Consider the following 24646-nt stretch of genomic DNA (forward strand, 5'->3'; position numbering starts at 1 on the left):
GAACCGAAAACAAGGAGCACGATGCCAAATCACCTGTGGAACACGATCCGTCAGCATAAGAGCGGCGACGCGGTCGGCATCTACTCGGTCTGCTCGGCACACCCGACGGTCCTGGAGGCCGCCATCCGCCAGGCGGCGAGCGACGACACGTACGCCCTGATCGAGGCCACGTCCAACCAGGTCGACCAGTTCGGCGGCTACACGGGCCTGCGTCCGCCCGACTTCCGCGAACTCGTGTACGCGATCGCGGACCGCCTGGACTTCCCCCGGGACCGGCTCGTTCTCGGCGGGGATCACCTCGGACCGAACCGCTGGCAGAAGCTGCCGGCCGAGGAAGCCATGAAGAACGCGGAGACCCTGGTCGCGGCGTACGTCGAGGCGGGCTACACAAAGATTCACCTCGACTGCAGCATGTCGTGCGCGGGCGACCCCGTGCCCGTCGGCGACGACCTGGTGGCGACGCGCACGGCACGGCTCCTGCGGGTCGCGGAGGATGCCGCCCAGCGCGCCGGCATCCCGGGCCAGGTCCTCTACGTCATCGGTACGGAGGTGCCGGTGCCGGGCGGCGCCCACGAGACGCTCGATGAACTGACGGCGACATCGCCGGAGGCCGCGCGCGAGACGCTCGACCGGCACCGCACCGCGTTCGCCGAACTCGATCTTCAGGACGTCTGGCCAAGGATCATCGCGATGGTCGTGCAGCCCGGGGTGGAATTCGACCACCTGCAGGTCATCGCCTACCGCCGAGAAGCGACGGTCGACCTCCGAACCGTGCTGGGCGACGAGCCCGGCCTGGTGTTCGAGGCGCACTCCACGGACTACCAGCTCACCGGCCGGCTCACGGAGCTCGTCGAGGACCACTGGGCGATCCTCAAGGTGGGTCCCGGCCTGACGTTCGCGATGCGCGAGGCGCTCTTCGCCCTGGCCAAGGTCGAGGACGAGCTGGTGCCCGCCGCGGACCGCTCCGACCTGATCAACGTCATCGAACGCCGAATGCTCGCCAACCCGGGCTACTGGGAGGGCTACTACGAGGGCAGCGCCGACGAACAGCGCATCGCCCGGCGTTTCAGCTACAGCGACCGGCTGCGCTACTACTGGCCAGACCCCGAGATCGAGGCCGCGGAGAACCGCCTGTACGAGAACCTGGGCAACCTGCAGATCCCGCTGCCCCTGATCAGCCAGTTCCTGCCCGAGCAGTACGCCCGCGTTCGCGCCGGCATCCTGGCACCGGATCCTCGGGAGCTCGTTGTCGACAAGGTCCGCGACGCACTGCGCCCCTATTCGGCGGCCTGCTTCCCCGTTCTTCCCGAACCGTCCACCACCGCAGCTACTGCACCCACCGCATCCGCTGTCTCCACCGCATCCACCGAGGGAAATCTCAATGACTAGTCCGCTCACCTCACCCGGCGTCCTCACCCCCGGCCCCGGCTCTGAAGCCACGGTCCGCGAGATCATCCAGCAGCCCGCGGTATGGGGCGAGGCGGCATCCGCCATCGCCGCACTGCGCCAGGAGCTGGATGCCTTCCTCGCGCCGCTGCTGGCCCGCCCCGACCTGCGCATCCTGCTGACCGGTGCCGGAACATCCGCCTTCGTCGGGGAGATCGCCGCTCCGGCCCTCTCCCGCCTTCTCGACCGCCGCGTCGAGGCCCTCGCGACCACCGACATCGTCTCGAACCCGCGGGACTATCTCACGGAGGATCTGCCCACGCTGCTCATCTCGTTTGCCCGATCGGGCAACAGCCCGGAGAGCATCGCCGCCACCCGCCTGGCCGACGAGTGCCTCACCGACGTCAGCCACCTGGTGCTGACCTGCGACCGGGTCGGCGGCCTCTACCGGGAGCACGAGGGTCGCGAGAAGTCGATGACCGTGCTGATGCCCGAACGTTCCAACGACGAGGGGTTCGCGATGACCTCGAGCTTCACGTCGATGCTCCTGTCGTGCCTGCTCATCCTGGGGGGCGAGAATGACTCCGCGGTCAGCGCCCTCGCCGCCGCCGCGACCAGCGTCATCCAGTCCCGGCAGCAGGCCATCCGCCAGCTCGCCGCCAACGGATACGACCGGATCGTGTACCTGGGCAGCGGTCCGCTGACCGGGCTGGCGCGCGAATCCGCGCTGAAGCTCCTGGAGCTCACCGCCGGCCGGGTCGTCACCTACTTCGACTCCGCCCTGGGCTTCCGCCACGGCCCGAAGGCCGTGCTCGACGACCGCACGCTCGTGCTCGTCTACGTGTCATCGGACCCGTACACCCGCCAGTACGACCTGGACATCATCGCCGAGCTCCGCTCGACGCAGAACCCGGACAGCGTCATCGCGATCGCCGCCGAGCCGCTGCCGTCGACGCACGGTGAATCGTGGGTTCTCGAGGGGCTGACCGGCCTGAACGACGCATACCTTGCCGTAGGCTACGTCGTCGTGGCACAGATCCTCGGTTTGTCGTTCGCCCTGCAGCTCGGCACGACAGCAGACAACCCCTTCCCCGGAGGCGACGTCAACCGCGTTGTCCAGGGCGTCAGCATCCACCCGTTGGCGCCGGTCGCGGGCGAAGCCGCGGTGACGAGCACCCGGCCGTGACTCTGTTCCTGGGCGTCGACGGCGGCGGTTCGAAAACCGCCTTCGTGCTCCTCGACGACTCGGGACGGATTCTGGCCGAGGCAGTGACCCGGAGCTGCTACTACTTCACCGAGGGAATCGAGCTCGTCGAACGGGTCCTCGCTGACGGTGTCGGCCAGGTGTGCCGCTCTGCGGGCGTCGAGGCAGCGGACATCCGTCAAGCCTTCTTCGGCCTGCCCGGCTACGGCGAGGCGAGCGACGACGTGGAAACCCTGGACGCGCTCCCCCGGAACGTTCTCGGCCACGACCGGTACTCCTGCGGCAACGACATGGTCTGCGGCTGGGCCGGGTCACTGGGCGGCATCGACGGCATCAACGTCATCAGCGGCACCGGCTCCATGACCTACGGAGAGCGTGACGGCCTGGGCTATCGAGTCGGCGGCTGGGGCGAACTGTTCGGCGACGAAGGTTCGGCGTACTGGATCGCCACCCGCGGCCTGAACGCGTTCACCCGGATGAGTGATGGCCGCCTCCCCCGCGGCCCGCTGTACGACGCCATCAAGTCGCGCGTCGGCGTGCACAGCGACCTCGACCTGATCCATGTCGTGGTCGACCGCTGGCAGGGTCAGCGGAGCGCCATCGCCGACCTGTCCAAGACGGTCGTCGAAGCCGAGTCGCAGGGTGACGCCGTTGCCGCCGGCATCCTGACCGAGGCGTGCGCCGAGCTGGCCACGATTGTCGAAACGACGCGGGTCGAGCTCGGCTTCGGCGAGGGCGAGCCCGTCCCCGTGTCGTACTCGGGCGGGATGTTCAACGCGGAGTTCATTCGCCGGGGCTTCGAAGACGCCCTGGTCGCCCGGAGCCCGTACTACGACCTGCGCCCGCCCCTGTTCAGCCCCGTCGCCGGTGCGGCGCTCTACGCGGCAAAGAAAGCCGGCAGCCCCCTGTCGGAGAAGGCGCTCGCCGTTCTTCGTTCCCGGTGAGGGTTGCCGGGTGACTACGGGGTTGACCGTCGGGCGCGGAGCGGGCCGCTCCTAGGATGAGCGCATGCGCGCAATCCTCGTGAACGCCCCCGGCGGGCCCGAAGCCCTCTCCCTCAGCACCGTGGACGACCTGCCCGTCGGGACCAGGGACATCCGGATTCTGGTGGCCGCGGCGGGCGTCAACCGTGCGGACGTATCGCAGCGCGAGGGCCGGTACCCGTCGCCGGCCGGGGCGCCGCAGTGGCCGGGGCTCGAGGTGTCGGGCGTGGTGACCGAGGTCGGGGCCGAGGTGCGCCTGTTCGCGGTCGGCGACCGGGTGTGCGCGCTGCTCGCCGGCGGCGGCTACGCCACCGAGGCCGTGGTGCACGAGGACCTCGCGCTGCCCGTTCCGGACTCGCTCGACCTCGTCGAGGCGGCCGGGCTGCCCGAGGCGCTGGCGACGGTGTGGTCGAACGTGTTCATGAGCGCGGGCCTCGTCGCGGGCGAGACGCTGCTCGTGCACGGCGGCGCCAGCGGCATCGGCACGACGGCGATCCAGCTCGGCGTGCTGTCCGGCGCTCGGGTCGCGGTGACGGCCGGATCGGCTGCGAAACTCGAGGTGTGCCGGAGCCTGGGCGCGGAGATCCTGATCAACTACCGCGAGCAGGACTTCCCCGCGGAGATCGGGGCGGCCACCGGCGGGCACGGGGCCGACGTGATCCTCGACATCATCGGCGGCTCGTACGCCGCGCGAAATGTGGCGGCGCTGGCGATGGGCGGACGCATCATGGTGATCGCCAACCAGAGCGGCGAGAACGCGAGCTTCAACCCGTTCCACCTCATGCAGAAGCGCGGGCGGTACTGGGGCACGACGCTCCGCGCCCGCCCGTTCGAGGAGAAGGCCGCGATCATCCGCGGCATCCGAACGGATGTCTGGCCCTGGGTCGAATCCGGAGCCTTCCGCCCCGTGATCGACAGCCGGTTCCCGTTCTCGTCGGCGGCGGATGCGCACCGCCTGCTGGAGTCGTCGGCGCACGTGGGGAAGATCCTGCTGGTGCCCTGAGCTGGGTGGTGCGAGCGTTGGCGGATGCCATTCCTCCACAGGCGCGCCCTGTCGGAGTTATCCACAGAAAATACGGCTGACCTGGCCTTTGTCGGCAGGAATGTCGGTGGTTCCGCGGAGACTTGACGCATGAACACCCCCACCGAAACGCTTCAGGCGACCGCCGGATCGGCCCCCGTCGACGCCAAGGCTGCGCTCGCGTCATTCGCGGCGATCAGCGCCCGGATCGGCGCCGCGCTCGGGTGTTCGGCCGTCCGGGGCCTCGGTGACGACGGGCTGCTGATGGTGACCGCGGCGATCGAGGAAGCCGGCCGCCGGGTCGACGCCCTCCGGGTCGCCGCGGCCGCCGAGATCGCCGACCGCTCCCGCCCGGAACTTGGCAGCGACCGGCTGTCGGCGAAGAAGGGCTGCCGCACCCCCTCCGAGCTGGTGCAGCGGATGACCCTGGTCTCCGGGCCGACCGCGAACCGGCGCATGCGGTTCGGCGCGCAGCTCCGCACCGACTACTCCATCGCCGGCCAGGCCCTGCCACCCAGGTTCCCGGCAACCGCGGCCGGACTGGCCACCGGCACGCTCGGCCTCGACACCGCCGAAGCGATCCTCGGCTCCCTCGCCCCGACGCTGCGCCGCGCTGACCTTCAGAATGTGCAGCTGGCCGAAACCGAACTCGTCGCCGCGGCGACCGGGCAGAGCATCGACACCGCCGTGCCGGCCACCGCTGATGAAATCCGGCTGCAGGCCTCCGTCTGGAAGCCGGTGCTCGATCCCGACGGCGCCCGCCCCGACGACGAGCGCGCCTTCCAGGAACGCGGACTCCGCCTCGGCCGTGAACACGGCGGAACGATCCCGGTCTCCGGACGGCTGCTGCCCGAGATCGGCGGCCAACTGCAACGCCTCTTCGACGCCTACCTCTCCCCGAAGACCGCCCCGGTCGCGTTCCTCACCCCCGAGCAGCTCGAACAGTCGGTGCTGGAGCGCGACGACCGCACCTACGACCAGCAACGGCACGACGTGCTCGCCGTCATCCTCGACGTCGCGGCGCGCAGCGCCGAGGCCCCCAGCATCGGCGGCGCCGCCCCCACCGTCCTCGTCACCGTCCGCCAGCAAGACCTGCTCCAGGAACAGGGAGTGGGCTGGATCGACGGGGTCGAGGCGCCACTGTCGATGCGGGCAGTGCGGCAGAAGGTCTGCACCGGCGGCATCCAGCCCGTCGTCTTCGGCGACGAAAACGCGATCTGTTCGCTCGGTGTTCCCGACCGGTGCTTCAACCGGGAGCAGCGCCGGGCGATCTCCGCCCGGGACGGCGGCTGCATCATCCCGGGCTGCCAGATCCCGGCCAGCTGGAGCGAAATCCACCACGTCATCCCCGACGCCTGGGGCGGCGACACCCACACCGACAACGGGGTCCTGCTCTGCTGGTTCCACCACCGCACGATCGAGACCTCGGGCTGGAAGATCCGCATGCTCCGCGGCGTCCCACAGATCAAGGCACCACCCTGGCTCGACCCCGGCGGCGGCAAATGGCGCTACACCACCACATCCCGAACCCGCATCGCCGACGCCCTCGACCTACGACTCGACCAGCCGGACTGAGAGCCGGCCGGACTAGTGCCAGTCGGACCGGGTGCCAGTCGGACGAGAACGAGGATGCCGAGGCACCACGCGAGCGCGAACCAAGTGGCGCTGACGACGGTTTCCTCTGCAAACCACGGCACAGTCCACGGACTTTGCCGACAGGCCGGCGAAGACGGCGAGCCGGTGGCTGGATTAGGTAACCGGGCGGGGTGCGGGGGTGACGCCGCGTCGCCGCAGCCACCAGTCGACGAGGAACAGCAGGCCGATGACGAACGGGGGTCCGGTGACCAACGGGGCGTACGCCCATTCGGGGTAGTAGCTGACGACCGTCAGGACTGAATACGCGAGGAACCCGATGGCTCCTGCTAACGGCCAGCGCCAGCCGAGCGCGACGGAGGCGATCAGCAGCAGGGTGGGCAGAACGTGCGTCGTGATCGCCCATCGTTCGAGCCAATCGCCCCCGCCTCCGCGGGCCTGAACTTCATCCCACCAGCCATAGGCCTGGAGCAAAACGAACAGGATGCCCAGGATCAGAGCGACCCAGCCCGCCACCGTAGCTGTTCGTGAACTCATCACTGGTTCCTTTCGTCAGTGGTGTTGAAGCGGATAGTAGCCTCGTTAGCGAACCCGCGGAACGCACGTGCCGCGGACGGCTGATGCCCGCCGGTTCCCAACCGGTTCCCAACGATTCCCAACCATTCCGAACCGTTTTCCAACCACGAGGAGCCCCATGGACACGCCTCGTCGCCGAGGACTCCCCCACACGATCGAGGCGGATGCGGCGGGACTTGCCGAACGTCTCCGTGAGCTGGGCGAGGGCGCGGACGGGCGCATCCTGTTGGGCATCTGCGGGCCTCCGGGTGCAGGCAAGTCCTTCCTGGCGGCCGAGCTGGCCCGGATCCTTGGCCGCGACACGGCCGTGGTCGTGCCGATGGATGGCTTCCACCTCGCGACCGAGATCATCCGGGGCACGCCGCTGGCCGAGAGGCGCGGCGCCATCGACACCTTCGACCCGGGCTCGTACCTGGCGCTGCTACGCCGGCTGCGCGCCCGGGACGAGGAGGTCGTCTACGCGCCGTCGTTCCGCCGCGGCCTCGAGGAGCCGATCGGGTCATCCGTCGCCATCCCCCGGCGCATTCCGGTGATCATCACCGAGGGCAACTACCTGCTCGTGGACACCCCCGAGTGGCGGGCGATCCGCGGCCAGCTGGACGCGGTCTGGTACCTCGACACCCCAGCGCCGGTGCGTATGCCTCGCCTGATCGGGCGGCACGTGGAGTTCGGACGAGCCGAAACGGATGCCGCGGCCTTCGCCCTCGGCAGCGACCAGACCAACGCGGACCTGATCGCGTCGACGCGCGAGGATGCCGACCTGATCGTGACGCTGACGGGCTGACGGGCTGAAAGTTCGCCCGAGCTTTAGGTCAGGGCTGGGCGTCCTGAGGGTTGGGCCCGTTCGGGGTCTCGCTGTCGGTGTACTCGCCTTCGACCTCCGCGTCGGTGAGATCCGGCTCGTCGGCTGGCGTTGTCGCGTCCGTTTCGGGTTCCTTGTCGGTGTACTCACCGTCGGAACCGGGGTTGATTTTCATCTGGGGGCTACCTTCCGAGAGGGTCTCAACAACGGTAACTCCCCGACTGTTCGACCGCAATGAAAAGTTCGCCAGCCATCGCGGTCACAGCGAACCGCACCCGATCGGGATCATGTCCGGCGTACTGGGCGTACTGGGCGTACTGGGCGTACTGGGCGTACTGGGCGTACTGGGCGTACTGGGCGTACTGGGCGTACTGGGCGTACTGGGCGCCCTAGGGTTCCATGTCGTCGTGGGTCACGACGCGGGCGAGCTCGATGCCGCCGATGCCGCTGCCGCTGCCGCTGCCGGGCAGCATCCAGTAGTGCAGGCGCCGGGCCGCGGGCGTGTTCTGCTCGATGGCGACGCGCATGCAGCGGGCACCGTCCGGGCGCACGACGGCGGCGGCGGTAGCGCCGTTTCCCGTGCGCAACGCGTGCAACTGCCGACCGGGAACACTCGCCACCCTGCCGGTGAGTACGTCGACGCACGCCTTGAACGCCTTCGCCAGCTGCCCGTCGTCGAGGTCGGCAAGCGAGTCGGCGAAGGCGTCCGACAGGGCGTAGTCGACCGGAAGCGGCCACTTGGCGCGCTCGGTGGCGCCGATGCGTTCCACCCAGGCGAGGTAGAGCTCGTGGCGAACCCAGCCGTCGGCATCCGCCCACTGCCCGCGGCGACGCTCGAACTCGCTGGCGACCGAGGCGGGCGTGGAGGTGCGGCGGGACTCCCGCAGCGTGCGCCGCTGGGTGCGCTGTTCGTCGCGAAGCTCGGCCTCGGTGCGGCGGAGCGTGCCGAGTTCGACGAGCGATTCCCGGTGCTGGAGCTGGGCCGTCCGCGCCTGCTCGCGCAACTGGGCGTGCTGGGAGTCCGACGCCCCCGCATCGATGAGCTGCGCCTCGAGCCGACGGATGCGCGCCCTCGCCTCGACGAGGGACAGCTGGGTGGACTGCAGGGAGACGCTGGCCGGGACCGCGGGTGCGGCCGGGGCGTCGACGACGGCCTGCCGAGGCATCGGGGCGGGTGGAGTGAAGACGCGAACGACGCCCGGCCCGGGTCGGGGGTGGACGGCTGCGGGGTTGACTGCTGCGGGGTTGGCGCGGCGATCACCGGCGCGACGGGAGCGGCTCTCGACAGGCTCGACCTCCGAGAGCGTGGTCTCGACAGGCTCGAGCTCCGGGAGCGTGGTCTCGACACGCTCGACCTCCGAGGGCTGGACCTCCGGGGCCAGGGCGAGCTCGACCAGCGGGACGGGTTCGATCACCGGCACGAGCGGGCGGTTCTCGCGCAGCCAGGGTGGGCCGTTGCGCACCAGCGCGAGGGGCGGCAGCACGGGCTCGTCGTCGTCGACGTCGGTCAGGCGCAGGTGCAACGCGCCGCTCTGGTGGTGCACCACGCGCACCGCCACCACGTCGCCCTCGGTGAGGAGGGTGTCGACCTGGTCGAGCGGGTTCGGGGAGATGTCCGGCCGCGTGACCCCGATCGCGGCGTGCGGGTGGAGGGCCAACGCCGCCCGGTTCGCGTTGACGTGCTGCACCAGCGCGAGGGTGATGCTGTTGTGCGGGAACCTCGCGGCAAGCGCCGTGACGGGCGGCGTGCCGACCTCGACATTGAGGCGCCGGGTCGCGCGGTCGAGCAGGCCGTCGACGCGCTGTCCGCGTTCGAGGGTCCAGTCCAGCGGTACGGGCGGGAAGGTGAGCTCCTGCCAGATGGTGGCCAGGCCGCCGCCGGCCAGCTCCACCAGCGCGCGGGACCCCCCTGGGATGAAGCCCTTGACGGTTCCGGTGACGGACACCGCGGATGCCGGGGCGCGCGCGAACAGGCCCGCCTGGTGGGCGTGGGCGAGGGCATCCGTGACCAGCTGCTCGGTGGCCCGCGGCGGGTTGGCGTAGGGGAAGCGGAGCTTCGACCTGGTGAAGTCGGCGAGCGCGTCGGGACCGACGGGGTAGGAACGGCCGGCGCCGCCGTAGGCCTGCAGGAGGTCGGGCAGCAGGTCGCTCAGCTCGTGGGTGAGGGCGCCGGTCTCGATCAGGAAGATGCGGGTGACGTCGCCGACGTCTTCGGCGAGCTGGTCGACGAGGATGTCGGGCTCGCGGGATCCGAAGCGGGAGGTGACGACGACCCAGGGGCGCTCGCGGGCGGCATCGCGCAGGCCGGCGGCCAGCTGCTGCACGGCGGCGCTGGACTCCACGCGCGTGTACGTCATTGCCGTCCCCTTTCGGCCAGGGTGGTGCGCCTTGGGTAGAGGCTACGGCGAGGGTCCGACATCGGGGGTGGTTTCGGGCTGTTGGGGGGCGTGGGTCTGCCCGGAAGTTGAGTTGCGGACAAAGTACCTTCCGGCGCGAGATGAAGGTACTTTGTCCGCAGTTCAACTTCAGCGGGGGTCCCGACAGGCTCGAACCAGCGGGGGCGCGATCCCTACAGATCAGCGGGACGAGCCTCGGCGTGCGGCGATGACCCGCTCGATCGCGGCGGCGAGCGCGTCGATGCCCTCAGACGCGCGAATCTGTTCGGCCGCTCGCGCGCTGGCTTCGCGGTAGCGCGGCTGCGTCAGGACGTCCCGGACGGCGCTCCTGATGGCATCCGGTTTCGGATGCCCGGTCTTCAGGTTGATCCCGACGCCCGACCAGGCGACCCTTGTCGCCACTTCCGGCTTGTCCTCCGTGTCGCCGGCGATGACGATCGGCACGCCGTGCTCGAGCGCGTAGTGCACCCCGCCGTAGCCGCCATTGGTGACCATGACCGCCGCCAGCGGGAACAGCCGGTCGTAGGGCAGGAACTCGGCGGCGCGAGCATTCGCGGGCAACTCGCCCAGCTCGGAGACCGGGCGGCCGCCGGTGGCGACGACGACCAGCACGTCCTCGTCGGCGAGGGCAGCCAGGGTCGGCCGCGCCAGTTCGGCGAAGTCCGTGTTCGCGATGGTTCCCTGCGTCACGTGCACGACGGGCCGCGAGCCGGTCAGGTCGGACCACCAGCCCGGCAGCTCCGACGTCGACGGGACCGCCCGGGCGGCCGGGCCGACGAAGCGGACCTCCACCGGGGCATCCGGTCGCGGGTACTCGAATGCCTCGACCGAGAACTGCACGACGGCATCCGTCTGGCTGAACCAGTTCATGGCGAAGGAGCCCGAAGGGCGACCGTGGATGTCGCTGAAGACGGCGTCGTAGTCGCGCTGCAGGGGCCCGAAGATGACGCGCTCCGTGAACGCCCGCAGCAGGGCATTGCGCGCGAGGCCGGCCGGGCCGCCCATCGGCGCGATGCCCAGCCCGAAGGGGGCGACGTGCCGCGACGACAGCCCGAGCGGCAGCACTCCCGCGCCGATAAGTGCCGACCGAGCGGATGCCGGATGGCCGGCGTACAGGGACGCTCCGATGAAGGCGGGGTCGGCCAGCACGGCATCGGCTGGGTCCTCGAGTTGGGCGATGAGGGCCCGGTACTGGTACCGGGCGGGCGCGAGGAAGACCCTGTTGATGTCGCGGCGGATCGCCTTGACGCCGGTGAGCCGCTCCTCTCCCTCCGCCCGGACGGCCAGCAGCCGATCGTCGTAGTCGGCCTCGGCGGGCAGGGGAACGAACGTGGCGCCGGTCGCGCGGATGGTGTCCTCGAAGCGGGATCCGGTCAGGAACCGGACCTGGAAGTCGCGTTCGACCAGGCCCGCGGCGACCGCCGCCAAGGGCGACACATGGCCGTGAATCGGGACGCTGGCGATCAGGATGCTGGGCACGCCTCACCTCACAACTCGGGATGGAATGAGGAAATTATCCGCCGCGGCATCCACGCCTGGCAAGAGTCGTTCGCGGGTCGGCGCGGGCGTGTTGAGATGCGGACAAAGTACCTTCCCGCGGGCTGGGAAGGTACTTTGTCCGCAAGTCAGTTCGGGGCGGGGGGCTCGACAGGCCCGACCGGCGAGGTGGCTAGCTGGTGGCGATGATCACGGCGAGCACGCCGAGGACCAGGCTGAGCGGGGCCATCGTGTAGCGCTCGGGCTTGCTCTTCGAGAGCAGGTTCATCACCACTCCCAGCAGCAGGTAGCCGGCGATCACCCACATCAGGATGGCGATGAAGGCGTCGCTGGAAATGACGTCGATGATGCCTGTCCGTTCGAGGGCGACGAAGGCGAAGGCGGCATAGAGGACGATCGACACGACACTCCCCCAGCGCAGCCGAGCCGGCAGCACCCGGTTCTGGCCGCCCCACGCGAGGTGACCCAGCGGCAGGCCCGCGATGAGCAGGAGCTGGAAGAGTGCCAGTGCGGCCAGCAGGGCGCAGAAGAGGTACACGGCGGTGGTCGTCATGGCTCGAATCCTAGTGGCCGGGCGAGGTCCGCCCCGCGCTGTGACTCCGAGTTGCGCGGCTCAGGTTGCGCGGCTCAGGTGGCGCGGCTCAGGTTGCGCGGCTCAGAGTTCCGCCGCTCCGAGTTCCGCCGCTCAGAGTTCCGCGCGCAGCGCGAGCCCGCGCACATACGCGGCCTGCCCCGCGTGCTGCAGGTCGTCCGCGATGATGCTGACCAGGCGCACGGCCAGAGTGACCGGCGGATTCCACGCGCGGTCGACGACGCGAACGAAGTCCGTTTCGACCAGGGTCGGCAGGTACGCGATCGTGCGTGAATGCACCGCGTCGAAGTACCCGCCCAGCAGCTCGGCGCTCGAGCGCACCGCCGCGACTTCGTCGGCCGTGTGCCCGTATCCGGTGGCGCTCGGCCCGAACGGCAACGCGAACCTCACCGACCATCCGTCGGCGGTCCAGACCTGCTCCTCGCCGATGAGGGGCGCGACCTGCGCATCCTGGATGCGAGCCAGGTGCCAGACCAGCCACGCGATCGTGTTCGCCTCCGGGTCGGGCCGGTACCCGAGCAACCCCGGACCGGCATCCTTCAGTACCGAGTGCACGACGCCCGACACCCGGTCGAACGCGTCAATCAGCAGGTCTGACGACAACATCCCCAACTCCCCTCGCCCAGGAATCGGGCCTGGCTGCGACCTTCCGCGGCGACACTCGGTTCGCGCCCATTCTGCCCGGGAAAACGGATGCCCGGAAGGTGTTTCCTGGCGAGCGCGTACGTACAGCGTGAGGGCTCAGCGCCCGGGCGTGAGGGCGGCGCGGGCGAGGGTCTGCGCGCCGATCGAGTCGAGGCGGCTGGGCGCGGACATCTGGAGCCGGAACGGTCGCGGATCCTGCAACGAGGCCGAACCCGCCCATTCGAGCGCCTCCCGGGTGTGCCGCGGCTTGTAGACCGCCGACCCGTTCCCGTAGCGGCCGTCCCCTTCGAGCTGCATGCCGGCCACGGCGGTGGCCAGATCCAGTGACTTGCCGAGGGTGATGAAAGTCCCCACTTCCCCGGCCGCGACCAGCAGCAGGAGAAGAAGCGCGGCATCCCTGGCCTGCCCGTCGCGCTCCACCGGAAGCCGAGCGGCGATGTGGTGCCACAGCGCGAGGGGCGACTCGCGCACGGCCAGCCCGAGTTTCGTCGGAAGCAGCATGCCGCGGTACTTCCGCACCAGGCCGAGGTCCGTGACCGTCTCCCGCAGGTCGAGCAGCGGCCGCGTGTTGGCCTCGCGATTCGACTTGCCGTACGTCTTCTGCTCCGGATCGAGCTCCGCCATCAGCGCGATCACGGCCGCAGGCTGGAGGTATCCCGCCTTGGTGAGCGGGAGGCCGTCCCCGACGTGCCGCAGAAAGGTGCGGATCACGAGTGTCGCCGACTCCGCCGCGGCCTCATCGACCTCGACCGGCTCCATCAGGCGAGCGCCCCCCACGAAGCCGGCGAGGTATCGCTGAGCCTCTTCGTGGACTCCGGCGATCAGGTCCGCAATCGGCGAGCCGGCCCCTCCGCGGCGGTCGCGCAGCCAGGCCAGGGCCGCGTCCGCCCTGGCCACGCGGTCGAGACCCCGGTTGATCGCGTCGAGGTCGATGTCGTCCGTGATGCTGAACAGATCGAAATAGGAGATCTCTTCGATCAGGTCCGAATACTCGGGGTCGCGCGGGTTCAACGCCACCGCGAGGATTCGCTCGTAGTTGTGGATGCCGCCGATGTTCTCCGGCGGCCCCAGGCGCTGTCCCGCAAGGCAGCGGACGGTCGCATCCGTCGGCTCGTCGACAGCCGGCTCTGCCGCCTCGAGGGTGAGCGTGTGCTCCCAGTCGTCGCCGAAATCATAGGTGTAGCGCAGGGTGTCGCCCGTGCTCGCGAGGAAGTGGTCGAACCGCAGCTCGCTCTCGAGCACGCCCTCGTCGCCCTCTTCCACGTCGAACGGGGTGAGGATGCCTACCGTCTCCTCACCGTGCGGGTCGCCGGTGAGCGTGAACTGGTGCAGGTGGCTGTTGGTCCAGCCGAACGCGCTCTGGAGCACGTCGTGCAGCCGGTCGAGGGTCAGGTGGGATGGCAGGCTCAACCGCCGCCAGATCGGCGGTTCCGAGCCGACAAGGTCCACGCGCACACGGAAGCGCGTGGGCGTTGCGGGCGGGGTCAGCAGGGGCAGCGGCTTCTTCGGTCGGTCGCGACGGGCGCGCGCGGCATCCTGCATCGCTTGAAGCCTCGAGTCGGCGTCGGCGTCGCCATCGGCGCCGGAGTCGGCGCCGGCCGCGGCCGCGGCGGCCAGGAAGCGTCGCCTCGCGTCCTCGAGGTCGGTCACATTGCCGGGCTCGGATGTCGGTGGCTGGGATGTCGGTGGCCCGGATATCGGTGGCCCGGATATCGGTGGCTGGGGAGTCGGTTGCTCAGTCATCCCGACACAGTGTATGGCGGCTGCGGCCCCAGCGGCCCCCGCCCGCGGGTTCGCTTGCGGAGAACGTACCTTCGTTTGCGAAATGAAGGGTGTTTGTCCGCAACTGAGCAGCCCGGTTGCCGTGCGTGCGGGCAGGACTAGGCTGCCCTGCAAACCCCAATCGAAAGGAGTATTTGTCATGGAATCGATCAGCTGGTTCGTTCCGATCCTGCCGGGGAAGCTGGATGCCTGGAAGGCCTTCACCGAGGAGACGAAAGGGCCCCGCAAGGAGCAACACGCGCAGTCGCGCAAGCGCCTGCGCATCAGTCGGGAGTTCGTCTCACTCGTGCAGACTCCGCAGGGAGACTTCGCCAGCGTGTTCCTCGAGGCGAAAGACCTCACGAAGGCGTTCACGGACATGGCCGCGTCGAGCGATCCGTTCGACGTGTGGTTCATGGAGGGCACCATGGACGTCCACGGAATGACCCGGGAGGTCTGGGAGAACCCCATGCCGGTGACTGCGTACTTCGACTATCGCGACGAGGGGATGGAAAGCGCCGCCCGTCGCGAGCCGGCCGGAAAGATGAGCACAGACACCGACTGAGCAGCGACACCGACTGACCTGCTCGCCGGCCCGCAGCCGGCAGCCCCCCAGCCCCAGCCCCCAGTCCCAGTCCCAGCCCCGGCCGCCCAGACAGGGTTGAGTTGCGGGAAAAGTACCTTCGTTTTCGAAATGAAGGGTGTTTGTCCGCAACTCAGCGGGCGGGGCTGGCTGGGCTGGGGGAACTGGCTGGGCTGGGGGAACTGGCGGGGCTGGGGGGGGGCTGGCTGGGCTGGGGGGGGCTGGCTGGGCTGGGGGAACTGGCTGGGCTGGGGGAACTGGCTGGGCTGGGGGAACTGGCTGGCTGGGGTGCTGGGGCGGGGCGGGGGCTAGATGCTGAAGTCGCCGGCCTCGCCCGGCGTGGGCGGAGCATCCGCCAGGGTCACGGTACTTTCGTGGGTGTACGTGGAGGTCACGAGGATCGGCATGTGGTCGGATGTCCCGCTGGGCAGGGTCTCCACATTGTCGATGGTCAGGCCAATGGATGTCGCCAGGTCGAAGTGTCCGCGGAAGAACTTGTAGCGCGTGTACGTCTTGCTGTCGCTCAGCGTGAGGTCGTAGCCCGACTTCTTCACGTGCGCGCTGAGGTGATCCTTGAACAGCGGGTAGTTGTAGTCGCCCACCATGAGGGTCGGCAGTCCCGGTCCGAGGGTGTGCAGCTCCTCGTGGGCCGACCGGATCTGGTTGCGCCGCAACGAGTTCAACGCGGTCAGCGGGGCCGCGTGGAAGGATGCGACCACCAACTCCCGCTGGGCCTCATCGTCGATCAGGCGGGTGCCGATCAGGCGCTCGTGCGCCGGCGTGAGCACGCGGTCGTGCAGCGACTTCTTCAGCGCGAAGGTCTGCGTCTCGACGGCGGTGAAACGGTCCTTGCGGTAGTAGATGGCCAGGCCGAGGCGGTTGCGCGTGGTCGAGTCGGCCAGATGCAGCAGCCCGATCTCGTCGGGGATGTCGAGGGTGTCGCACTCCTGCAGGCAGAGCAGGTCGGGCTCGTAACGCTCGACCAGCGCGATGAGTTCACCGATCGCGCTGTGCTTGCGCAGGTTGTAGCTGATGACCTTCACGAAGACCTGTTTCACGTTTGAGGGGCAGGAACAGCCTACGGTCCGTCGCGGCGAACGGTGAATCGAAATCTGCGCCATCACGGCAAAATCGGGTGAACGGTCATCCCACGCACATCCAACTCACACGCAGATCTAATCCATACGCAGGTCGCCAGGGGTACCCGATGTGGGGGCTGCGCGCGGCGCGGCCAGCTTCTAGGCTCGATAGGGCACCGCCGCCCAAACGAAGGACACACCTGTGACTATTCCGAACCCAGGATGGTATCCAGACCCCGAAAACGGCATGCAGGACCGCTGGTGGAACGGTGTCAGCTGGTCGGAGCAGCGCAAGGTGCGCGTGGCAGACGGGGCCGGCCTGGCCGGTTCGGGCGCCAACATCCCGGCCGTCTCGCACATCACGAACGCCACCGACGTCGGCGATCTGCCTGCTGCCGCGGCCGCGAAGGCACAGTCGTGGGCAACCGGATCGACGGCCTACCCTCCGTCCGCCGGATACCGGATTCCGGATGACCATTCGCCGAGCACGGGCACGGCCACCGGCACGGGCGCGGCGCGACGGAGCGCTGACCCGGCGATGCGGGGCCTGGTCCTGTCCCTGGGCTCGCTCGTCTTCAATCCCTACGGGATCCTGGGCATCCTCGGCGTGGTGTTCTCCGCCGTCGGCCTCGCCAGGTCAGGGCATCCGCTCAGCTCGGGCGTTGGCGTCGCCCGAAATGCGGTCGCGATCGCCGGGCTCGTCATCGGCGGACTGGTCACGGTCGTCCACGCCTTCCGTTTCCTGTCCGGGCTGGGGTAGCCGATGTCCGTCGACGAAGGTCGCCTGTGACCGCCCCGGTTCGCGGCGCCGGCCGCGGCCGCCCCCGGGCCGGCACATGGGTGCTCGGGGGCGCGTCCCTGTACCTGGCGCTTGCCGGGCTCGTCACCGGGGGCCTGCCCGGGCTGCTCCTCGTGGTCGGCGTGATCGGGCTGGCCACGGCCAGCCACGCACTGCTCACCGGCCGGCGCACCTGGGCGCTGATTCCCTCCCGCACCGTCGCCGCCGGATGCCTCGCCGCCTGCCTGGTGCTGACCTCCTTCGGCGCCGCGCTCTCAAACCCGGTCAACGAGCCGGATCTCGCGGCCGGCAGCGCCTCCAACGCCACGGCCCGGATTGCTGGATCGGCCGCGGACACCGACGGTGACGTCGCCGGGGACTCCGCCGCGGACTCCGCCGCGGACTCCGCCGGCGCGACAGAGGCGCCCGCGGCTCCCCCGGCCGAAATCACCATGGCCCAGGCGCGCGTAACGCCGCCGATCATCGCCGAGCGAAAGGTCATCGGCACGTCCACCGATACGTTCGCCATGACGCTCCTGGAGGCGCTCCCGGTGAAGAACACCTGCCGGATGGCTCTGCCGTCGACCTGCCGGATCCCGGACTGACCGACCGTCGCGGAACTACCGCCGCTAGCCGACGTCGCTGAGCGACCGCCGCCGATCACCGCCGATCGCTGACCGCTGACCGCCGACCGCCGACCGCCGACCGCTGACCGTCAACCGTCAAAGACCGGAGCTGACCGGCGCCACCCCGCTCAGCGACCGGAGCCGAGGAGCAGCGTCGTGAGCGGCGGCGCCGCCAGGAACGCGCCGGCCGTCGTGGTGGCCAGCGCGAGGAGCACCCACAGCAGGCGGCGTCGGCGCGCGGCGCGAACATCCGCGTCGAGGGCGGCGAAGCGGGCGATCGGATCGTCGGCCGGCGCCGGGGCCGCCGACGCCCGGTAGGACGGAAGCTGCGATGGCGATGACGACGACGACGATGACGACGACGACGAGGTGGGGCCGGGGGCACCCGTTCGGCCCGAGGGCGGAGGCGACGAGCGCACGGGCGACACGAGTGGTCCCGGCACGGCTACCGGCGGCCGGCGCCAGGTCGCGGGGTTGTCGACAACCGCGGTGATCTCCATCCGCTCCGGCCAGGCGAGGGTCGGCGGCAGGCTGAGCAGCCAGCGGCGCAGGTGGCGGGCGTCGACGATCGTCACGGATGCGGGCTTCTCCCGGATGGTCAGCTGCTTCGGGCCGACGAACGCCACCACGGGGCGGGCCGGCGCGCTGCGCGGCATCCGTCGGCGCACGAGTTCCGTGACCCGCTCGGCCTCGAGCTCGGCGTCGCGGATGTAGCGGGTCTTCCGGCCGGACACCAGCAGGTTGCGCCCCGCCACCCACACGGTCTGGCCGCGGTGGTGCTTGGTGTTGATGGTGAAGATGCCGGGCGGCCCGACGAGGACATGGTCGATGTCCGAGCCCTTGACGCCCACCGGGAGCGCGTGGAACACGGCCCATTCCGGCGGCAGCGACTCCAGCAGGGACCCCACGGCCCGCTCCCCCTTGGCGCCGAGGTACCAGGGAACGCTGTCGGCGCCGAGCGGGGACAGTCCGAACAGTCGGCCGAGCGTCGACCGGCGCGGCACGTTGCCCTGCACGCGCAGCAGTTCCTCGATGACCGCCTGCGCCGCGAAACGGTCCCGCATCGTGTCCGCGTTTGTTGCCATGTTTCTCCCTCACTGCCGAAACTACCGGCGCCGGGCCCGGGGCGGGCATCCCCTAAATGGCCGCGGACCGCCCCAGTACGGGCGGGAGAACGGCGGTCTATCGGACGGCCTGTCTACAGGACGGACTGTCTACAGGACGGACTGTCTACTTGCGGGTTTCGTCGTAGTGGTACGTGCTGAGCGTCGGGCCGTGGGCCGGCTTGATGTTCTGGTTGATGTGGAACAGGTTGCCGGGGTCGTACTTCGCCTTCAGCTCCGCGAGCCTCGAGTAGTTGGCGCTGTAGTTGTCGGTGATCCGGCCGAGGTCGTCGGCATCCATGAAGTTGATGTAGCCGCCGGGCTCGGAGAAGGGGCGCAGGGCCGTCCAGAAGTCGCGCACCCACTTGATGTTGGACTCGTTGTCGGCCGGGTCGCTCCACATGCAGGCGATCACCGGCGAGAAGTTCGCATGCCGGTAGGGGAATGCCGTGTCCTCCGCGCCGATCCGCTGCACGGCGCCGTTGATGGGGTAGATGTGAACGGATGTCTGCACGCTCGGCACCATCCGGCCGAAGTCCAGGTAGGCGTTGATGGCTCCGTCGCCCAGCTCCGACAGAAAGTTCGCCTTCCAGTAGGCCTGCAGGCCCCTCGGCTGGAGCTCGTCGGAGGCCACGTTCAGCTCCGGGTAGGGCATCGGGCGCACCATCGAGCCGGCGACCGGTGCGACGTCGAGGAAGGCCCCGAACTCCTCCGGCGCGCTCCGGATGTACTCCCGGTAGAAATCGGCCACGTCCCGTGCATCGTCGACAGAGTAGAAGATGATCGCCCCGTGAACCGTGTCCACCGGGTGCAACTGGAACTCGAACGACGTGACGACGCCGAAGTTGCCGCTTGCCTCCGCGCAGTGCCCAGAACAGGTCGGGATTCTCGGTGGCGCTGGCCGTGAGGTTCCTGCCTTCGGCGGTGACGACATCCGCCGACAGGAGGTTGTCGCAGGTCAGGCCGTACTGGCGGCTGAGGTAGCCGATCCCGCCACCGAGGGTCAGGCCCGCGACCCCCGTGCTGCCGACGATGCCGCCGGGGGTGGCCAGGCCGTAGGCGTGGGTGGCGCGGTTGAACGCCGCCCAGGTGACGCCGGCCTCCGCTCGCGCCCGCCGCGTGACCGGATCAACATCCACGCGCGTGCAGGACGAGAAGTCGATGACGATCCCGTCGTCGCAGGTGCCGAACCCGGGGGCACTGTGGCCGCCGCCCCGCACGGCCAGGTCGAGCTCGTGGGCGCGCGCGAAGTTCACGCTGCTCACGACCTCGTCGGGTCCGCCGACGCGGACGACCGCGGCCGGGCGTCTGTCGATCATCCCGTTGAAGACGGCGCGCGCGGCCTCGTATTCCGCGTCATCGGGGGCGATGGCGTGCCCGTTCACCTGCGCACGCAGTTCGTCGATCACCGTGGACATGAGAGTCTCCTGCACTCCGTGGTGGCTCGCGTCGGGAACTCCTGGCCGTCGGGATCACGCCCCCGCCCGGCCGCCATGGACCCGGCCCCCATAGATCAGTCCAGCTAGATCAGTCCGGCCCCGTTGGCCTGCACGGCACGGGCCCCTAGATGAGAAAAATTACGCCTCGGCTCGGCGCCTGTCAACGCTCGCGGCAGCCGACGGTCGCGACAGTGAACGGTCGCGGCTTCGGCGGTCGCGGCAGTCCGGCGGTCGCGGCAGTCGGGCTCAGGCGCGTGCTGCGAGTCCGGGCGCGGAGTCGGGCAGGGAACGCCAGGTGCCCGGGCCGTCGACGATCGCGTCGAGTTCCATCAGTTCCGGCTCGGTCAGCACCGGCTGGAGCTGCATCAGCCACCGGCGCAGGTCGCCCGCGTCGACGACCTTGACCTGGTCCGGACGGTCGTGGATGATGAGCTGCTTCGGCTCGACCACGGCGATCACCGGCTGCACGGGGGCGACCAGGGGCATCCGTTCGCGGACCAGGGTCGTGACCCGGGCCGCTTCGAATTCGGCGGTGCGGATGCTCGGAACCGGCCGGCCGGACACCGTCATGCCGTGCTTGCCGACGCCGATGATCTTGCTGCCGAAGTGTTTCGTGGAGATCGTGAAGACGCCGCCGGGGCCCACGACGAGGTGGTCGATGGCCGAGCTCCGGGCGCCGATCGGGAGGGCGTGCAGCACGGTCCACTCGGGCGGGAGCGTGTCGAGGATCGAGCCGACGATCCGCTCGCCTTTGGCGCCGAGATAGCGGGCGACGCTGCGACTACTGAGGGTGGTGCGCCCGAGCGGAAGGAGCCTCTCGATGACCGACTGAGCGGCGAGACGCTGCCGCAGGTTGGGGATGTCGGTGGTCACAAATCTCCTCTTTGGCTGTGACGAATCTAGCCCCCGAGTGCCGTGCCGCGCAGCCCCCAAATGGGTGTGCTTTGCCCCGGATTCGTGCTCATCTGAGCAGCGAGAATCGCCGTTTCTGCCGAGAATCGCCGCCCCACCGGGGATTCTCAGCAGGAACGGCGATTCTGGGCGGGAGCGGGTTCCGCGCGGGTTCTGCGGGAGCCGGCCACGGATGCGCCGAGTTGCCCTGTTCCGGTCGAGTTTGCCCGACACCACCAGGCAAACTCGACCGCAACCGTCAAGCTCGGCGGGAGGACTCGGCGGCCGCGGGACCGGCGGGAGCGGCGGCATCCGGAGCAGCTGTATCCGGAGCGCCGGAATCGGGAGCACCGGCATCCGGAGCGGCATCGATCGCGCCGTCCAGCGGAGCGCCGCCGTCCCCGCCGGCCCCGCCGTCGCCGTCGGCCCCGCCACCGTCACCGCCGCGCATCCGGCGCCGCACGGCCTTCACCAGCGGCGGCAGGATCAGGAAGACCGCGATCACCGTGTAGAGCACGATGGGCAGCGGTTCGCTCAGCAGCGCGGCCGGGTCGCCGGAGCTGATCTGCAGCGAGCGGCGCAGCTGGCGTTCCATCTCCGGGCCGAGGATCGCGCCGACGATGATCGGCAGCACGGGGAATCCGTAGCGCCTGGCCATGTAGCCGAGCGCGCCGATCAGCAGGAGGATCGCGATGTTGAACGCCTGCATCCCGGCCGCGTACGCGCCGAGCGTGGCGAAGAACAGGATCCCCGCGTACAGGTACGGCCGCGGAATCCGCAGCAGCTTCGCCCAGAACGGCGCGAGTGGCAGGTTCAGCGCCAACAGCAGCGTATTGCCGATGAACAGGCTCGCGATCAGGGTCCAGACCAGCACCGGTTCGGTCTTGAACAGGAGAGGCCCCGGGTGGATGCCGTACTGGTTGAACGCGGCGATCATCACGGCGGCGGTCGCCGTGGTCGGCAGCCCGAGCGTCAGCAGCGGCACGAGCGTGCCCGCCGCGGAGGCGTTGTTCGCGGCCTCGGGCCCGGCGACACCCTCGATGGCGCCGTGTCCGAACTCCTCGGGGTGCTTCGACAGCTTCTTCTCGGTGACGTAGGAGAGGAAGGTGGGGATCTCCGCGCCGCCGGCCGGGATGGCGCCGAACGGGAAGCCGATCACCGTGCCGCGCAGCCACGGCTTCCAGCTGCGCTTCCAGTCCTCCTTGCCCATCCAGGGCATGCCGACCGGGATCGTGGCCTGTTTGCCCTGCCGGAGGTGCGCGGCGATCCAGAGCGCCTCGCCGACGGCGAACAGCGCAACGGCGATGACGACGACGTCGACGCCGCCGGAGAGCAGTGGCTGGCCGAACGTCAGCCGGGGCTGGCCGGTGGTGGGGTCCATCCCGACCAGGCCGATGGTCAGGCCGATGAACAGCGACGAGAGGCCGCGGATGCGGGACGAGCCGAGCACCGTGCTCACCGCGATGAAGGCGAACAGCATCATCGCGAAGTAGGACGGGGCGCCGAGGCTGATCGCGATCGACACGATGAACGGGGCGACGAGCACGAGGGCGCCGGTGGCGATGGTGCCGGCCACGAACGAGCCGATGGCCGCCGTCGCAAGCGCCTGGGCGCCGCGGCCGGCCTTGGCCATCTTGTTGCCCTCGAGCGCCGTGACCACCGAGGAGCTCTCCCCCGGCGTGTTCAGCAGGATCGACGTGGTCGACCCGCCGTACATCCCGCCGTAGTAGATGCCGGCGAACATGATCAGCGAACCGGTCACGTCGAGCGCGTAGGTCAGGGGAAGGAGCAGCGCGACGGTCATCGCCGGGCCGATTCCCGGCAGCACGCCCACGGCGGTGCCGAGCAGCACGCCGATCAGGGCGAACAAGAGGTTCTGGAGGGTCAGCGCATTGGCGAACCCCTCCATCAGGAGGGAGAGATTGTCCATCAGAGAATTCCTGTCAGGAGGCCGGCCGGCAGCATGATGCCGAGGCCAAGAACGAAGCCGTAGAAGGTGCCCAACGAGAGCAGGATGCCGATCACCAGCGCCCAGACGTAACGCCTGGAGCCGAGCAGCAGCGCCGACCCGTAGAAGAGGATGCTGCTGGCGATCACGTAGCCGAGCGGGTCGAGGACCAGGGCGTAGCCGAGGATGAGGCCGGCAAGGCCGAACACCGTGGGCCAGTGCGCGGGGATCGACAGGTCGATGTCCTCGCCGTCCTCCGGGTCGCCGTGCCCTCCGCGCAGGACGCTGATCGCCAGCGCGATCGCGCACAGGGCCAGGCCGATCGCGATGATGGTGGGAACGACCTGCGGCCCCATCACCCCGGCATTGACCGCCGTGTGACGGATGTTCGCGGTGTCGACGGCGACGATCACGGCAAGCGCCCCGAGCAGGGCGGCGACGCCCAGCTCGGAGCGGCCGTTCAGCAGTCCTGTTCCACCCCGGGAGCGGGTGGTCACACCAGTCCCAGGTCGGTGAGCACGGTGGCGACGCGCTCGTCCTGTTCGGTCAGGAAGGAGGCGAAGTCGTCTCCGGTGAGGAAGGCATCCGTCCAGCCGTTGTCCTCGAGGACCTGCGCCCACTCGTCACTGTCGTGCATCGCCGTGACGGCCGTCACGAGCCTGGCCGTCTCGGCCTTCGTGAGGCCAGGGGCGGCGAGCAGCCCGCGCCAGTTGGTGAAGACCAGGTCGACGTCCTGCTCCTTGAGGGTGGGGGCATCCGGGAGAACGGGGACGCGTTCCTCGCTGGTCACGGCGAGGACGCGGAGTTCGCCCGCCTTGACCTGCTCGAGGAATTCGCCGTAGCCGGAGGCCGCGAACTGCAGCTTGCCGCCGAGGATCGCCGGCAGCAGCTCTCCACCGCCGTCGTAGGCGACGTAGTTCACGTCGCTGGCCTTGATGCCGACCGCGTCGGCGAGCTGCATCGGCAGCAGGTGGTCGGGTCCGCCGGGCGAGGATCCGCCGCCGACCGGGAACGCGCCGGGGTTCTTCTTCCACGCGGCGATGAGGTCGTCGAGGGTCTTGTACGGGGAGTTGGTCGGCACGAAGATGGCGCCGGCCTCCTCGATCAGGCGGGCGATCGGAGTCGCATCCGCGACCTTGGCATCCGTCTCATTCGTGTAGGCGGCACCGACGACGCCGAGGCCCATGAGGAGCATGAAGTCCTTGTTGCCCTTTTCGGTGAGGGTGCGCGCGAGGCCCACCGTGCCGCCGGCGCCGGCCAGGTTGGTGACCTCGGTGCCGGTGGTGACGCCGATTTCGTCCATCACCTTGACCGCGGCGCGGCCGGTGACGTCGTAGCCGCTGCCCGGGGCGTTGGGGATCATCACCTGGATGTTCTTGAGCGGGCCGCTGGCCGTTGCCTCCGCGGTGCTCGCGGTGGTGCCGGTGACACCGCAGGCGCTGAGCGCCAGGATGAGTGTGGAGGCGACGACCGTGCTGCCGATGAAACGCGTCGGTGTGGGCTTGAGCAGGGCGGGCTTAAGCAGAGCTGGTTTGCGCATTGCAATCCTCTTCGATTGAAGGCCGGCATCGTCGCCGACCGTGACCATGATGCGCAGGGGCGCCGCGGCCCCTGCAACTTGTGGTGTTAGAGGACGTTGTGTAGCTTGTGGCCGAGTTTCCTTCCTCCCCCATTGTGAGGGATTATTTAGCAGGGCCGCGGTGTGGCCCGACGACCTGGGCCGACGATGGCTTCGGCCGGTCG

The 24646-nt window shown here is 69.6% G+C and carries 24 protein-coding genes and 1 pseudogene; 10 read left to right on the top strand and 15 right to left on the bottom strand.

All coding sequences use genetic code 11. The features are described from left to right. The first annotated feature begins 21 nt into the window (after nt 1–21). The 5 genes from E3O23_RS16085 to E3O23_RS16105 all read left to right on the top strand — a co-directional run bounded on the left by E3O23_RS16085 (nt 22) and on the right by E3O23_RS16105 (nt 6169). Nucleotides 22–1389 (top strand): D-tagatose-bisphosphate aldolase, class II, non-catalytic subunit, encoded by a 1368-nt coding sequence (locus E3O23_RS16085; protein ID WP_134492769.1) that lies wholly within the window; start codon nt 22–24, stop codon nt 1387–1389. After that, on the top strand, nt 1382–2572 hold the full coding sequence (locus E3O23_RS16090; RefSeq protein ID WP_134492771.1) for an SIS domain-containing protein: 1191 nt from the start codon (nt 1382–1384) through the stop codon (nt 2570–2572). Before E3O23_RS16085 ends, E3O23_RS16090 begins: the two co-directional genes overlap by 8 nt. After that, on the top strand, nt 2569–3534 hold the full coding sequence (locus E3O23_RS16095; protein WP_198415201.1) for an N-acetylglucosamine kinase: 966 nt from the start codon (nt 2569–2571) through the stop codon (nt 3532–3534). Before E3O23_RS16090 ends, E3O23_RS16095 begins: the two co-directional genes overlap by 4 nt. 64 nt (nt 3535–3598) lie before the next feature. Continuing rightward, nucleotides 3599–4576 (top strand): NAD(P)H-quinone oxidoreductase, encoded by a 978-nt coding sequence (locus E3O23_RS16100; protein ID WP_134492773.1) that lies wholly within the window; start codon nt 3599–3601, stop codon nt 4574–4576. 129 nt (nt 4577–4705) lie between these two features. Beyond that, nucleotides 4706–6169, top strand: coding sequence for an HNH endonuclease signature motif containing protein (locus E3O23_RS16105; RefSeq protein WP_134492775.1), 1464 nt, complete (start codon nt 4706–4708; stop codon nt 6167–6169). A 174-nt stretch (nt 6170–6343) separates the two neighbouring features. Here the strand turns inward: E3O23_RS16105 and E3O23_RS16110 are convergent, their stop codons facing one another. Then, entirely contained in the window at nt 6344–6724 is a 381-nt protein-coding gene (locus E3O23_RS16110) for a DUF7670 domain-containing protein (protein ID WP_134492777.1), read from the bottom strand. Between the two features lie 157 nt (nt 6725–6881). Between E3O23_RS16110 and E3O23_RS16115 the strand changes: the two genes are divergently transcribed. Next, the gene (locus tag E3O23_RS16115; protein WP_134492779.1) at nt 6882–7547 is read left to right on the top strand and encodes a nucleoside/nucleotide kinase family protein; all 666 of its coding nucleotides are present in this window, start codon (nt 6882–6884) and stop codon (nt 7545–7547) included. A gap of 28 nt (nt 7548–7575) precedes the next feature. On the opposite strand, the gene E3O23_RS18215 is transcribed toward E3O23_RS16115, so the two are convergent. Continuing rightward, entirely contained in the window at nt 7576–7740 is a 165-nt protein-coding gene (locus tag E3O23_RS18215; protein WP_166790552.1) for a hypothetical protein, read from the bottom strand. A 59-nt stretch (nt 7741–7799) separates the two neighbouring features. Here E3O23_RS18215 and E3O23_RS18220 point away from each other — a divergent pair, with 59 nt between their 5' ends. Next, nucleotides 7800–7958, top strand: coding sequence for a hypothetical protein (locus tag E3O23_RS18220; protein ID WP_166790553.1), 159 nt, complete (start codon nt 7800–7802; stop codon nt 7956–7958). Here E3O23_RS18220 and E3O23_RS16120 read toward each other — a convergent pair. The 5 genes from E3O23_RS16120 to E3O23_RS16140 form a co-directional block, all read right to left on the bottom strand. After that, on the bottom strand, nt 7955–9922 hold the full coding sequence (locus E3O23_RS16120) for a hypothetical protein (RefSeq protein WP_134492781.1): 1968 nt from the start codon (nt 9920–9922) through the stop codon (nt 7955–7957). The genes E3O23_RS18220 and E3O23_RS16120 overlap by 4 nt on opposite strands. Nucleotides 9923–10141: 219 nt before the next feature. Then, a complete protein-coding gene (locus tag E3O23_RS16125) occupies nt 10142–11440 on the bottom strand; it encodes a glycosyltransferase (RefSeq protein ID WP_134492783.1) in 1299 nt (432 codons plus the stop codon). A 190-nt stretch (nt 11441–11630) separates the two neighbouring features. Beyond that, nucleotides 11631–12011 (bottom strand): hypothetical protein, encoded by a 381-nt coding sequence (locus E3O23_RS16130; protein WP_134492785.1) that lies wholly within the window; start codon nt 12009–12011, stop codon nt 11631–11633. Between the two features lie 132 nt (nt 12012–12143). After that, nucleotides 12144–12656 (bottom strand): mycothiol transferase, encoded by a 513-nt coding sequence (locus E3O23_RS16135; protein ID WP_134492787.1) that lies wholly within the window; start codon nt 12654–12656, stop codon nt 12144–12146. Between the two features lie 135 nt (nt 12657–12791). Beyond that, a complete protein-coding gene (locus E3O23_RS16140) occupies nt 12792–14345 on the bottom strand; it encodes a plasmid pRiA4b ORF-3 family protein (RefSeq protein ID WP_166790554.1) in 1554 nt (517 codons plus the stop codon). Between the two features lie 271 nt (nt 14346–14616). Between E3O23_RS16140 and E3O23_RS16145 the strand changes: the two genes are divergently transcribed. Next, nucleotides 14617–15021, top strand: coding sequence for a hypothetical protein (locus tag E3O23_RS16145; RefSeq protein WP_174776660.1), 405 nt, complete (start codon nt 14617–14619; stop codon nt 15019–15021). Between the two features lie 326 nt (nt 15022–15347). On the opposite strand, the gene E3O23_RS16155 is transcribed toward E3O23_RS16145, so the two are convergent. Then, nucleotides 15348–16082 (bottom strand): endonuclease/exonuclease/phosphatase family protein, encoded by a 735-nt coding sequence (locus tag E3O23_RS16155; RefSeq protein ID WP_134492832.1) that lies wholly within the window; start codon nt 16080–16082, stop codon nt 15348–15350. Nucleotides 16083–16320: 238 nt separating this feature from the next. On the opposite strand from E3O23_RS16155, the gene E3O23_RS16160 reads away from it, so the two are divergent. Both E3O23_RS16160 and E3O23_RS16165 read left to right on the top strand, forming a co-directional pair. After that, on the top strand, nt 16321–16878 hold the full coding sequence (locus E3O23_RS16160) for a DUF2510 domain-containing protein (RefSeq protein WP_134492793.1): 558 nt from the start codon (nt 16321–16323) through the stop codon (nt 16876–16878). 26 nt (nt 16879–16904) lie between these two features. After that, the gene (locus E3O23_RS16165) at nt 16905–17501 is read left to right on the top strand and encodes a hypothetical protein (protein ID WP_134492795.1); all 597 of its coding nucleotides are present in this window, start codon (nt 16905–16907) and stop codon (nt 17499–17501) included. A 149-nt stretch (nt 17502–17650) separates the two neighbouring features. On the opposite strand, the gene E3O23_RS16170 is transcribed toward E3O23_RS16165, so the two are convergent. The 7 genes and pseudogenes from E3O23_RS16170 to E3O23_RS16195 form a co-directional block, all read right to left on the bottom strand. Then, nucleotides 17651–18607 (bottom strand): nuclease-related domain-containing protein, encoded by a 957-nt coding sequence (locus E3O23_RS16170; protein WP_134492797.1) that lies wholly within the window; start codon nt 18605–18607, stop codon nt 17651–17653. Nucleotides 18608–18752: 145 nt separating this feature from the next. After that, nucleotides 18753–19430, bottom strand: a complete 678-nt coding sequence (locus E3O23_RS18625) for an FAD-binding oxidoreductase (RefSeq protein ID WP_241983514.1) — start codon at nt 19428–19430, stop codon at nt 18753–18755. A gap of 157 nt (nt 19431–19587) precedes the next feature. Beyond that, nucleotides 19588–20043, bottom strand: a pseudogene (locus E3O23_RS18630) (FAD-binding oxidoreductase); the annotation flags it as partial. A 267-nt stretch (nt 20044–20310) separates the two neighbouring features. Continuing rightward, nucleotides 20311–20937 (bottom strand): nuclease-related domain-containing protein, encoded by a 627-nt coding sequence (locus E3O23_RS18225; protein ID WP_166790555.1) that lies wholly within the window; start codon nt 20935–20937, stop codon nt 20311–20313. Between the two features lie 277 nt (nt 20938–21214). Continuing rightward, entirely contained in the window at nt 21215–22885 is a 1671-nt protein-coding gene (locus E3O23_RS16185) for a tripartite tricarboxylate transporter permease (RefSeq protein ID WP_134492801.1), read from the bottom strand. Next, nucleotides 22885–23400: a tripartite tricarboxylate transporter TctB family protein gene (locus E3O23_RS16190; protein WP_241983515.1), complete on the bottom strand. Its 516-nt coding sequence runs from the start codon at nt 23398–23400 to the stop codon at nt 22885–22887. Before E3O23_RS16190 ends, E3O23_RS16185 begins: the two co-directional genes overlap by 1 nt. Beyond that, entirely contained in the window at nt 23397–24443 is a 1047-nt protein-coding gene (locus E3O23_RS16195) for a Bug family tripartite tricarboxylate transporter substrate binding protein (RefSeq protein WP_134492802.1), read from the bottom strand. Before E3O23_RS16195 ends, E3O23_RS16190 begins: the two co-directional genes overlap by 4 nt. Between the last annotated feature and the right edge of the window lie 203 nt (nt 24444–24646).

It is taken from the genome of Cryobacterium tagatosivorans, assembly GCF_004402215.1.
Classification (GTDB): Bacteria; Actinomycetota; Actinomycetes; order Actinomycetales; family Microbacteriaceae; genus Cryobacterium; species Cryobacterium tagatosivorans.